The organism is Rhodococcus sp. A14 (assembly GCF_011603105.1).
Taxonomy (GTDB): Bacteria; Actinomycetota; Actinomycetes; order Mycobacteriales; family Mycobacteriaceae; genus Rhodococcus_F; species Rhodococcus_F opacus.
In genome coordinates this window covers 103,589-115,505 of the sequence record NZ_JAAOQS010000010.1, presented here as the reverse complement: position 1 = coordinate 115,505, position 11,917 = coordinate 103,589, and the positions used below count along the sequence as shown (strand labels likewise).

At 67.4% G+C, this 11,917-nt stretch carries 10 protein-coding genes and 1 pseudogene; 5 read left to right on the top strand and 6 right to left on the bottom strand.

All coding sequences use genetic code 11. From position 1 onward, the window contains the following. Positions 1 to 13 precede the first annotated feature (13 nt). Positions 14 to 220, bottom strand: a complete 207-nt coding sequence (locus G9373_RS08510) for a heavy metal-associated domain-containing protein (RefSeq protein WP_005575029.1) — start codon at positions 218 to 220, stop codon at positions 14 to 16. 131 nt (positions 221 to 351) lie between these two features. Here G9373_RS08510 and G9373_RS08505 point away from each other — a divergent pair. The 3 genes and pseudogenes from G9373_RS08505 to G9373_RS08495 all read left to right on the top strand — a co-directional run bounded on the left by G9373_RS08505 (position 352) and on the right by G9373_RS08495 (position 3,874). Continuing rightward, positions 352 to 1,670: pseudogene (locus tag G9373_RS08505) on the top strand (amino acid permease). Continuing rightward, complete coding sequence (locus tag G9373_RS08500; protein WP_167114667.1) at positions 1,663 to 2,490, top strand: class I SAM-dependent methyltransferase; 828 nt, start codon at positions 1,663 to 1,665, stop codon at positions 2,488 to 2,490. The pseudogene G9373_RS08505 and the gene G9373_RS08500 overlap by 8 nt, the downstream one beginning before the upstream one ends. Positions 2,491 to 2,536: 46 nt before the next feature. After that, entirely contained in the window at positions 2,537 to 3,874 is a 1,338-nt protein-coding gene (locus G9373_RS08495; protein ID WP_005254345.1) for a hypothetical protein, read from the top strand. Between the two features lie 52 nt (positions 3,875 to 3,926). Here G9373_RS08495 and G9373_RS08490 read toward each other — a convergent pair whose 3' ends face one another. From G9373_RS08490 to G9373_RS08475, 4 genes are all read right to left on the bottom strand, one after another. Continuing rightward, the gene (locus tag G9373_RS08490; RefSeq protein ID WP_167114664.1) at positions 3,927 to 5,615 is read right to left on the bottom strand and encodes an NAD(P)/FAD-dependent oxidoreductase; all 1,689 of its coding nucleotides are present in this window, start codon (positions 5,613 to 5,615) and stop codon (positions 3,927 to 3,929) included. Then, complete coding sequence (locus tag G9373_RS08485) at positions 5,612 to 6,412, bottom strand: carbon-nitrogen hydrolase family protein (protein ID WP_167114661.1); 801 nt, start codon at positions 6,410 to 6,412, stop codon at positions 5,612 to 5,614. The genes G9373_RS08490 and G9373_RS08485 overlap by 4 nt, the downstream gene beginning before the upstream one ends. Beyond that, positions 6,409 to 7,866: an amino acid permease gene (locus G9373_RS08480; RefSeq protein ID WP_133985794.1), complete on the bottom strand. Its 1,458-nt coding sequence runs from the start codon at positions 7,864 to 7,866 to the stop codon at positions 6,409 to 6,411. Before G9373_RS08480 ends, G9373_RS08485 begins: the two co-directional genes overlap by 4 nt. A 93-nt stretch (positions 7,867 to 7,959) precedes the next feature. Next, positions 7,960 to 8,580: an XRE family transcriptional regulator gene (locus tag G9373_RS08475; RefSeq protein WP_065492734.1), complete on the bottom strand. Its 621-nt coding sequence runs from the start codon at positions 8,578 to 8,580 to the stop codon at positions 7,960 to 7,962. A 108-nt stretch (positions 8,581 to 8,688) separates the two neighbouring features. On the opposite strand from G9373_RS08475, the gene speB reads away from it, so the two are divergent. Then, positions 8,689 to 9,753, top strand: a complete 1,065-nt coding sequence (gene speB / locus G9373_RS08470) for an agmatinase (RefSeq protein ID WP_054246475.1) — start codon at positions 8,689 to 8,691, stop codon at positions 9,751 to 9,753. 47 nt (positions 9,754 to 9,800) lie between these two features. Beyond that, positions 9,801 to 10,547 carry a glycoside hydrolase family 25 protein gene (locus G9373_RS08465; protein WP_005575045.1) on the top strand — a complete coding sequence of 249 codons (747 nt, stop codon included), beginning with the start codon at positions 9,801 to 9,803 and terminating at the stop codon, positions 10,545 to 10,547. 15 nt (positions 10,548 to 10,562) lie between these two features. Here G9373_RS08465 and G9373_RS08460 read toward each other — a convergent pair whose 3' ends face one another. Beyond that, positions 10,563 to 11,828 (bottom strand): hypothetical protein, encoded by a 1,266-nt coding sequence (locus tag G9373_RS08460; protein ID WP_043794198.1) that lies wholly within the window; start codon positions 11,826 to 11,828, stop codon positions 10,563 to 10,565. Between the last annotated feature and the right edge of the window lie 89 nt (positions 11,829 to 11,917).

The following is an 11,917-nucleotide window of genomic DNA, read 5'->3' as shown; positions in this document are numbered from 1 at the left end:
TCGAGTGCCCGGCTCAGCCGGCGACGGAATATCCGGCTTCTTCGACGGCGCCCGCGACGGCGCTCGGATCGAGGTCGGTAGTGCTGTCGATGACGACCTTGCCGGTGGCCAGATCGACGTTCACGGAGGTGACGCCGGGGAGTGCGCTGATCTCCTCGGTAACCGAGGACACGCAGTGGTTGCAGGTCATGCCGGTGACGGTGACGCTCGAGGTGCTCACGGGTCTGCCTCTCTTCGGGGTATCGATGCCGTATCTGAGAACTACCATACCCCCCTACCGTATTTGCGCAAGGGTGACGGCGACCACCGAGTCCGTGTTCCTCGCCCACGCGGGCCAGGGAAGGTGATTGAGTGAGATACCGCATCTCACCCCACTGGGAAACGGAGCCCGGCAATGTCGATGGACAAACGGTCGCGCATTCCGTCACCGGTCCGGCCGTGCTGATCTCCTTCCTGATCGCGGGTGTCGCCAGTGCCGCGGCCGCACTGTGTTACGCCGAGTTCGCCGGAATGATCCCCAAGGCCGGATCGGCCTACACCTACGGTTACGTGGCGCTCGGCGAGATCGTCGGCTGGTTCATCGGCTGGGACCTGCTGCTCGAATACATCGCGGTGGCGGCCGTCGTCGCCATCGGTGTGTCCGGGTACTTCCGGTTTCTCCTCGAACAGGTCGGCATAAGCCTGCCCGACTGGATGATGGGCGCGCTGGGCACCGGTGACGGGCACGTGTTCGACGTCTTCGCGGCCCTGTTCTGCCTCGGCACCGCCTGGGTGCTCTCGCGCGGAATCCGCAGTGTCGGTCGATTCGAGACGATCGCGGTGGCGATCAAGGTGTCGCATTGGTCGTCCTCATCATCGCGCTGGGCGTCTTCCACATCGACAGCGCCAACTACACCCCCTACTTCCCGTTCGGCACCGCCGCCGTCTTCACCGGCGCGGCCACCGTGTTCTTCGCGGTGTTCGGATACGACGCGATGAGCACCGCCGCCGAGGAATCGAAGGACGCCACCAAGCACCTGCCGAAGGCAATCCTGTATTCCCTCGGCATCGCGATGACGCTGTACGTCCTGGTCACCCTCGTGCTGACCGGAATGCAGAAGTACACCGAGATCAGCCCCGAGAGCGGCTTCTCCACCGCGTTCGAGTCGGTCGGCATGCCCGGGGTCGCGAACATCATCGCGGTCGGGGCCATCGTCGGCATCATCACCGTCGTGCTCACCTTCATGCTCGGTGTGACCCGCGTGTGGTACGCGATGAGCCGGGACGGCCTGCTCCCGGAATGGTTCGCGAAGACGCACCCGGTCCGCAAGGTGCCGACGCGGGTGACGTGGATCGTGGGGATCGGTTCGGCGCTGCTGGCCGGGTTCTTCCCGATCAACACCGTCGCGGAACTCACCAACATCGGAATCCTGTCGGCGTTCATCGTCGTCTGCATCGCGGTCGCGGTGCTCCGGCGGACCCGCCCGGAGGTCCCCCGCACGTTCACGCTTCCGTTCATGCCGGTCATCCCGATCATCGGCGTCGTGTTCTCCGGCTGGCTCATCCTGTCGCTGCCGCGGGAGACCTGGCTGCGGTTCGGGATCTGGCTGATCCTCGGCCTGATCGTGTACTTCGTCTACTCGCGCAAGCACTCCAAGCTCGAAGTGGCAGAGCCGGTGCCGCGTGGCTGACGATAACCGGAAACGGGTGGACGCGACCACCCTGACCGGTGTTCCCGCGACGATGATGTGGACCCTCCGTAACCGTGCCGTCGAGGCGTCGCGTCCCGACGGCACGCTGGTCGACCCGCTCGCCGTGACGCTCTACGAGACCCTCGACTATCCGTACGAGAACTTCGGGAAGCCGAGCCAATCCCACGCTCTGCGCGCTCGGGCCTTCGACGACGAGATACGGGCGTTCCTCGCCGATCACCCCGGCGGAACGGTCGTCGCTCTCGGTGAAGGATTGCAGACCAGCTACTGGCGGATCGGTGATCCCGACGTCCGGTGGGTGTCGATCGACCTGCCCGAGGTGGTCGCGCTACGCAGGCAACTGCTGCCGGACGAGCCGAACGTCACCACACTCGCGGTGTCCGCGCTGGACCGCTCGTGGATGGACCACGTCGACACCGGCCGGGCCGTGTTCGTGTCGGCGGAGGGCCTGCTGATGTATCTGCCCGCCGACGAGTCGCTGTCCCTGATCGGCGACTGCGCCCGGCGTTTCCCCGGCGGCCGGATGATGTTCGACTCGGTACCGAAATGGTTGAGCCGCAAGACGCAGAAAGGAATGCGAATTCACGGCGACTACACCGTCCCGCCGATGCCGTTCCACCTCTCCTCCGGCGATGCAGCGGACCTGCCCGGACAGGTGCCCGACCTCGCGTTCACCCGCGAGGTGACGCTGCCCCTCGGCCGGGGCCTGTGGGGGTCGACCCTGCTCCGCAAGGTGTCGGAACTGCGGCCGCTGCGCAACTCGCGTCCGACGCTGACCCCCTGCGGATTCGCCGGCTGAACCCGTCCGACGAGCGATGTGGGCCGGCCCGCAGCAGAATGGTGCAATGGCGGACCGCGGATTCACCCCGACACAGCTCGCGGCACGTGCCGCGTACCTGCTTCGCGGCAACGACCTCGGCACGATGACGAGTGCCGCGCCGCGCCTGTACCCACACATGTGGAGTTGGGACGCGGCGTTCGTCGCGGTCGGCCTGGCGCCCCTGAGCGTGGAGCGGGCCGTCGTCGAACTCGACACCCTGCTGTCGGCGCAGTGGAAGAACGGGATGATCCCGCACATCGTGTTCGCGAACGGCGTCGACGGATACTTCCCCGGCCCCGCGCGCTGGGAGTGCGGGACCCTCGCGGCGCACGCGCCGAGCGGCACGCAGACGTCGGGGATCACCCAGCCGCCCGTGCACGCCATCGCGGTGCAGCGCATCCTCGACCACTCGCGCAGGCACGGTCGCAGCACCCGCGCCGTCGCCGAGGAGTTCCTCGACCGGCGCTGGCCCGACCTCGTGCGCTGGCACCGCTGGCTGGCCAACGCCCGCGACCTCGACGGCAACGGCCGGATCGCGCTGTACCACGGCTGGGAGTCCGGCATGGACAACTCGCCGCGCTGGGACCACTCGTACGCCAACGTCGTGGCCGGGGTGATGCCCACATATCTGCGCGAGGATCTGTCCCACGTCGCCGACACCGGACAGCGGCCGTCCAACGGCGAATACGACCGCTACCTGTGGCTGCTCGAGGAGATGAAGACGGTCCGCTACGACGACGCGGAACTGGCCACCGCCATGAGCTTCGCGGTGGAGGACGTGTTCGTCAGCGCCGTGTTCTCGATGGCGTGCGAGGTGCTCGCGACCATCGGCGAGGAACATTCGATGCCGAACTCCGACGTCCGGGAACTGCACGGGTGGGCGGCCCGGTTCCGGCAGGGCGTCCTCACCACCACCGACCAACGGTCCGGGGCGGCACGCGATTTCGATCTGCGCAGCGGCCGGTGGATTTCCACCGAAACCCTCGCGATGTTCTCTCCCCTGCTGTGCGGCGGCCTGAGCCGTGACGCCGAACGCGCCCTGCTCCGCACGTTCGAGGGACCGAAATTCTGCGGCCACCCCGACCTTCGGTACGCCGTGCCGCCGTCGACGTCGCCGGTGTCGGGCGACTTCCGGCCGCGCGAGTACTGGCGCGGTCCGGTGTGGCCGGTGATGACGTGGCTGTTCTCCTGGGCGTTCGCCCGGCGCGGGTGGGCCGAGCGCGCCCACCTGCTGCGGTCCGAGGGGCTGCGGCAGGCGAGCGACGGCAGCTTCGCCGAATACTACGAACCGTTCACCGGTCAGCCCCTCGGCAGCATGCAGCAGTCGTGGACGGCCGCCGCGGTCCTGGACTGGTTGGGCTGACGCTCCCGTGAGTACTTATTAACCGCGGGACGTTAATAAGTACTCACGGGCGCTAGTCGCAGAGCCGGATCGGGCCGAGTTCGGCGTACCGGTCGCCCGGGCCGGGGTTGTCGGCCGGGGTGGCGCCGCCCAGATGGTGCATCACGCCCCAGACGGCGTTGAGCGCGGTCTGCACGGCGCCCTCCGCCCAGCCCGCGGTCCACGAGATGTCGTCGCCGGCAAGGAAGATACCGCGATGCCGCGGGTCGAGTTCGTCCTGGATGAAATGACTGAACAGCCGCTCCTGGTAGCGGTAGTGGCCGGGGAGGTTCGCCTTGAACGCACCCATGAAGTCGCGTTCGGTCTCCCAGGACAGCGTGACCGGAGTCGAGATGATGTGACTGCGGAAGTCGACTCCCGGGTAGATCTCCTCGAGCGACTTGATCATGAGGTTCATCCGCTCCGTCGCGTCGAGCGGCAGCAGCTTGAGGGAATCGTCGGACCACGTGTAGGACAGGCAGATCAGACCGGGCTTGTCGTCGCCGTGGTCGAGGAGGTAGGTGCCGCGGCTCATCCGGTCCGTCAGGGTCATGCTGACGAGGTCGCGGCCGGTGACCGGATCCTTGTCCTTCCAGAACGGACGATCCACGAGGGCGAACACCTTCGTCGACCCCATGTAGTGGGTGCGCTCGATCGCGGTCCAGTGGTCGATCGGGAACAGGTCGTCGTCGCAGTGAATGTTGTTGAGCAGCATCCAGCTCTGCGCAGTGAAGACCGCGGCCGGGTACGTGCGGATCTCCCCGGACGAGTCGGTGACCGTCACCTGGTGCGGTGCGGTCCTCCGGACCTCGGTGACGCGGGGACGGGTGGCTCCGCCGTTCAGCGCGCGCACCGACGTGCCGTCCGGCCAGTGCGCCATCCCCGACGGGGTGTCGGTCCACAGCCGCAGGGGCAGTTGCTGCGACCCGCCGACGATGCCGCGGTGGTGGTCGTCGGCGGCGGTGATGACGACGCGCAGGATCTCGAGGATCGAGTTGGGGAAGTCGGTGTCCCAGCCGCCCGTTCCGAAACCGACCTGCCCGAACACTTCCCGGTGCCGGAACGACGCGAAGTGCTTGGACGAGGCGAGGAAGCCGTAGAACGTCTGATCGTCCAGCCGGACCACCAGGTCGTTCCAGATGCGCTTGAGTTCGGCGGTGTCACGGTCGCGGATCGCTTGCTGGAGCGGAATCAGCTCGGCGTGATCCTCGAGCGTGCGCTGCCACGCATCCGACACCTCCCTGAACACGGGCGGCAGGTCGTCGAGGTGCTGCGCGTAGTAGCTTTCGCCCTTGAGGTCGATGACCGTGCTGGGGGTGCTGTCGGCGAGCGGGTTCGGGAACGCCTCGGTCCGCAGTCCCATGGCGTCGAGGTAATGGAACAGGGTGGTCGACGACGGTGGGAACCGCATCGCGCCCATCTCGGCGACCACCTCGGGGTGCCCGTCGAACGGCTGCGACCGCATCCGGCCACCGATCTGATCGGCCTCGTAGACAATCGGTTTCAGGCCGAGCTTCATCAGCTCGTACGCCGTGACCATCCCCGACAGGCCGCCACCGATGACCGCCACCTCGGTGCCGTGGCGATCGGCGGGCACCGCGCCGAGACCCGAGCGGTGCGCGATGTAGTCGTCGTAGGCGAACGGGAAGTCGGGACCGAACATGGTGAGCGGCCGGGGATCGGTGTCCGCGGCGGTGCTGTCCGGGGTGACGGGGATCGTCATGAAGTCTTCTCCTGCATGAAGGGGTAGAGGTCGACGCGTCGGTCGTCGAGATGGGTGTTCTCACGGCGGGAACGGTGGAGGACGTCGAGTTCGAGGTCGACGATCGCCAGCTCCTCGTGGCGGCCTGCGCGGGCGAGTTCGGTGCCGTCGGGCGCGATCGCACAACTGGACCCGCAGTAGTCGAGGTCGGCCTCGGTGCCGCACCGGTTGACGTACGTGACGAACAGCTGACTCTCGTACGCACGGGTCGGGACGACGCTCTCCGCGATGAATTCGTACGGGCTCATCAGGCCGGTGGGGACGACGAGCCACTGTGTTCCCCGGTCGGCATGCGCGCGAACGGCTTCCGGGAACTCGACGTCGTAGCAGATCAGGAGTCCGCACCGGATTCCGGCGTGGTCGAACTGGACCACCAGTTCGTCGCCGGCGGCGAAGTGCGACCGGTCGAGCTCGCCGAACAGGTGGGTCTTGCGGTAGTTCGCGAGTGACGTCCCGGACGGGTGGAACACCTGCACGCTGTTGTAGACGACGCCTGCGTCCGCCTCGGGGTATCCGTAGACGACGGCGATCCCGAACTCGCGTGCGATTTCTGCGATCCGGGCCGCGATCGGTCCGTCGGCGGGTTCGGCCCGCTCCGCGATCAGGGATCCGATGTTGTAGCCGGTGGCCGCCATCTCCGGGCAGACCAGGACAGATGCCCCGGACGCCGCCGCCGTCTGCGCGGCCGACGCGATAGCGGAGAGGTTCGCGGCGACGTCGAAGGAGAGTTCGGGACCTTGGAACAGCGCTGCCCTCATGGTGCCGTCACCGTTTCCGGGCTGTTGCGGAGTTCGGACTTGCGGACTCCGTACGCGAAGTAGATCGCGAGCCCGACTGCCATCCACAGAGCGAACGCCACCCACGTCGAGACGCCGAGACCGAACAGCAGCAGCGCGCAGAACACGACGCCGAGGACCGGCATCAGCGGGAAGAGCGGGGTCCGGAAGCTGCGGTGCAGGTCGGGATGGCGGCGGCGCAGGATGATCACGGCGATGTTGACGAGCATGAACGCGAACAGCGAGCCGATGCTCGTCGCGTCGGCCAGTTCGCCCAGCGGCACGAATCCCGCGAGCGCGGAGACGACACCGCCGACGACGACGATGTTGACGACGGGCACCCGGGTGCGCGGGTTGACGCGGGAGAAGACCCGCGGAACGAGGCCGTCGAGCGACATCGCGTACAGGATCCGGGTCTGCCCGTACATCACGGCGAGGACGACGCTGGCGATGGCGATCACCGCGCCCGCCGACAGGAGGATGGCGGGCCAGGTGCTGGTGGTCGCGGCATTCAGGATGGTCGCGAGTGCGGCGCCCTCACCCGCGATGTCCTGCCAGGGCATCGCGCCGACGGCGGCGATCGCGACCAGGCAGTAGAGGATCGTGACGATCAGGAGCGAGAGGATGATCGCGCGGGGAAGATCGCGTTTCGCGTTCTTCGCCTCGTCGCCTGCGGTCGAGGCGGCGTCGAACCCGATGTAGGCGAAGAACACCTGGGACGCCGCGGCCGTCACGCCTGCCGCGCCGAGGGGGATGAACGGCGTGAAGTTTCCGGCGCGGAACGCGGTGAACGCGACAGCGCAGAAGAACACGAGCACGAGGATCTTCAGTGCGACCATGACCGTGTTCACCAGGGCGCTCTCGGACGCTCCCCGGGTCAGCAGTGCCACCGCGACGAGCACGATGACGATGGCGGGCACGTTGACGATGCCGCCCGCGCCCGGTGATTCGCTGATCGCGGCGGGTAGCGAGATGCCGAACATGCCGTGGAGTAGTTCGTTGATGTACTCGCCCCAGCCGACGGCGACGGCCGCGACCGAGACGCCGTACTCGAGCATCAGGCACCAGCCGCAGATCCACGCGAAGAGTTCGCCCATCGTCGCGTAGGTGTACGAGTAGGAGCTACCGGAGACGGGGATGCTGCCTGCCAGTTCCGCGTAGGAGAGAGCGGAGAAGAGGGCGGTGAACGCCGCGAGCACGAAGGCGAGGACGACGGCGGGGCCGGCCTTGGGTGTCGCCTCGCCGAGGATGACGAAGATGCCCGTTCCCAGCGACGCACCGATGCTCAGTGCGGTGAGGTGCACCAGGCCCATCGACCGCTTGAGGCCGTGACCGGGTTCCTGGTCGTTGCGCGCCACGATCGCCTCGACCGATTTGCGGGCGCGGAGTGCGCCGGCCAGTCCCGGCGGGCGCGGAGAAATCTTGGTGATGTCCAACGTTGAGCTCCTGAGCGGTGGAGTGATGTGGACAACAATGAACGGGCGAGCCGTGACTGTCAACACATGTTTCCTAAACCGCTTGACGGTTTCCTAGCGGGCGGTGGGCCGGACGTCGTCCGGTAGTGCGGGGGCCAGAATCCACAGAACGGTCGCGGTGTCGTCGCCGAGCGCGCGGAAGCTGTGCGGCAACTGGGGCGAGAAGGTGAACGCGTCCCCGGTCGCGAGCGACACGTCCTCCCCGGCCCCCGGACCGTTGAAGGAAATGCGGATCCGGCCCGAGACGACGTAGACGAAGGCGACGTCGACCGGCAGTTCGTACGTTTCCGAGCCGCTCCCGCCGCCGGGTTCGATCCGGCTCAGGAGCGACTGGATGCGGCGCTCGCCGAACGGTGTCAGCAGGAACTCGGCCATGCGCTCCCCGCCGAAACTGATCGGCGGGTAGTTGTCGGCGCGTACCACCTCACCTGCGGCGGAGCTCTCGAACAGCGACCCGACGGGAATGTTCAGAGCGGCGCAGATCCGCACCAGCGTGGCGACGGATGCGCTCGCGTGGTCCCGTTCGATCTTCGACAGGTAGCCCTTGGTGATGCCGCAGCTCGCGGCGAGGTCGTCGAGGGTGAGGCGCTGGGCCTGCCGGGCGGCCTTGAGCCGGGGGCCGATCCTGGGCGCGTCGACGCCCGACGCACCTTCGGTTGCGAGCTCGTTCGCCATGCATCGATCCTTCGTTGTGTCTCGTATAGGAAACAGGTGTTGACAAGAATGCGTTCCAAGGAAACGATACGACGACGCCACGTCTCCGGCACACACCGAAGGATTCCGATGAGTACAGACGACATCCAGGGCCCCATCGACGCGACCCGCATCCAGGGCCCCGTCGACGCGACCCGCATCCAGGGCCCCGTCGACGCCACCCGCACGCCGCGCTACGCCGAACCCAGCACGTTCGCCCGCCTCCCCCGGCTCGACGAGGTGTCCCGCGCCGACGTCACCGTGATGGGCGTCCCGTTCGACTCCGGCGTGAGCTACCGTCCGGGCGCACGCTTCGGCCCCGGCCACATCCGCGCCGCGTCGAAGCTCCTGCGTCCGTACAACCCCGCACTCGACGTGCACCCCTTCGCGGCGCAGCAGGTCGCCGACTTCGGCGACATCGGCGTCAACCCGTTCGACATCCAGGAGGCCCTCGCCACCGTCGACGGCGCCGTCACCGACCTGCGCAAGGACGGCTCGACCGTGCTGACGCTCGGCGGCGACCACACCATCGCCCTGCCGATCCTGCGTTCCCTCGCCCGCGATCACGGTCCCATCGCCGTGCTGCACTTCGACGCGCACCTCGACACGTGGGACACCTACTTCGGCGCCCCCTACACACACGGCACCCCGTTCCGGCGGGCCAGCGAGGAGGGGCTCATCGACCTCGAGCGTTCGCAGCACATCGGCATCCGTGGCCCGCTGTACAGCAAGAAGGACCTCGAGGACGACGCCGTTCTCGGTTTCCAGGTCATCCGCTCCGACGACTACGAGGTGGACGGCGTCGCCAGCATCGTCGAACGGATGCGTCGACGGCTCGACGGCGGACCGGTCTACGTGTCCGTGGACATCGACGTCCTCGATCCCGCGCACGCGCCGGGCACCGGAACACCCGAGGCGGGCGGCATGACGTCCCGCGAGTTGCTGAACACGCTGCGCGGACTCGTCGGCCTGAACGTGGTCGGCGCCGACATCGTGGAGGTGGCGCCCGCCTACGACCACGCCGAGATCACCGGCATCGCGGCAGCGCACGTCGCGTACGAGTTGCTGTCGGTGCTCGCGATCAACGCGTCGTCGGCCCCGGGCCGGGCTGCGCGCGGCGAGGCGCTCCGGCAGGCGGCGTTCGTGACGAAGTGACGTCCGTTGCCACGTGCGGGCAGCGGGAAGACGTTACCCTCGGGCGCATGGCTATCGGGGTGAAGGTCCGAAGGTTCTCCAAGATCGCACCACTACTGCTCGCCGGTGCGCTCGCGGCCGCGGTGCCGGGGCATGCCGCCGCCGAACCTGTCAGAGGTCCGGACGTGGCCTCGTGGCAACACCCGGGCGGGTCACCGATCGACTGGTTCGCCGTCCGCAACGCCGGCCACGACTTTTCGATGGTCAAGGCCACCGAGAGTCTCAACTACGTCAATCCGTTCTTCGTCCAGGACTGCCTCGCCATGCGCGTGGCCGGCGTTGCCCGCGGCGCGTACCACTACGCCGACCCCACCCAGTCGCCGGAAGCGCAGGCCGCGTTCTACTCGACGGTGGTGCTGGGAATCAACGGTCCGGGTGACATGCCTCCGGTCCTCGACCTCGAGCAATCCGGTGGGCTGCCGCCCGCCGCGTTGATCGACTGGACGCACCGCTACCTCAACACGGTCCAATCGCTCACCGGACGTCAGCCGATCATCTACACGTACCCGAACTTCTGGCGGACGGCGATGGCGAACACCAACGAGTTCGCCGGATACCCGCTGTGGATCGCCGACTACAACGGTCAGAACACGCCCGGCCCCCTCCCCGGCGGCTGGAGCAACTGGACGTTCTGGCAGTACACCAGCACCGGTCGCATCCCCGGAGTCAACGGCGACGTCGACCTCAACGTCTACAGCGGGGCGCAGGGCGACTTCGCGCGGTACTCCAACAGCGCATCCCCCTTCGGCAGCTGACGCCGACGGGCACGATCAATCCCGGCACACCGGATTTCCGGGGAACGCCGGGACGCCGACTCGGCAGCCGACGTCGGTGACGGCGTTCAACCGCTCGACCGGCTCCCGAATCTCGAGCGCCGGCACGAGGCCGTCGGTCAGGAGTGCATTCTTGGTCGTCGGCGTCGTGGCGCGCTCGTCCAGCGTTCCGCGCACCCGCGCGAAGTTGACGAGTTCGTCGTACACCATCGACAGGGCCGCCTCGGTGGTCCGGTCTTCCGGGTCGAGCCCGGCGAAATCCACGCCCGTCTCGTATTCGTGGCGGACGGCATGTGGACCCTGGTCGCAGGTGGGCTGGTTCAGATCGATCCGAAAGTCCGGCCCGGCCGGTCCCGGCGGAGTGATCGTGCCGGCGTCGGTGCAGACATGGTGCGAGATGCGATCGCCGAGTGCGTGAATGTAGATGCCGGTCCGTGCATTCCAGGAATTCTCGCCGATCCAGGAGTCGAACTGTGACGAGAGGACCGTGTCGGAGATGACCTGCTGCCCGGTCATGTTGGTGAACGGGATGGCGGCCGGAGTCTCCAGGCTGTAGGTGCCGTTGATCTGCACGGGATTCGCATCGCCGTAACACGTTGCACCCGTGGCATAGTCGCCGTCCTCCGAGGGGTTCGTGAAACCTCCCGTGCACAACGGTGCGCCACTTCCCGGCCCGGCCAGGGCCCAATTCCGTAGGTGCGTGAGCATGACCTCGTGCCGTGGATCGTCGACATCCGGTTGCAAGCCGTTGGGCAGGGGATCCGCCGGTCCGCGCATCGTGGGCAGGAAGTGGAAGAGGAACCCGCCGGTGGCGAAGTGGGTGCGCACCAGTCCGCTGATGTCCTTCGTGGTCAATGCGCCGGCGTCGGGGACGAGTCGGCCGAAGATGTCGCGTGGGGCGAACGTGCCGAGGTCGGTCGCTTCGTCGTACGCCGCGATCCAGTAGGCATCCTGCTCGGAGAAGCCGACGGTGCGGGCGATGATATACGTCGAATCCGAATGCACGAGACTCCGTCCGCCGAGCGGGCGGCGCAACGTGAACCCGTAACGGAGGAACGCCTCGGCGCCGCAGATCGGCGAGTTGGGATCGTCGAGTAGGCATTCAGGTGGCAGCGGAGCGCAGTTGTGCGGTGGCGCACCGTCCTCGGTGTAGCAAATATCCTCGGCGAATCCGTACACCGGTGGCGGTGACACGACGAACGCGGCGGCGGTGAGCGTCAGCGCCACAATGGTTCCACCGACTCTTCGAGTGAATCTTCTCATCGAGGTGCACCTTTCGGTGGGGCCGAGTAGATCAACATTAACACCGGGGAACAGGCAGGATGCTCGGTTCTCGCGAGCCCCGAAATCCG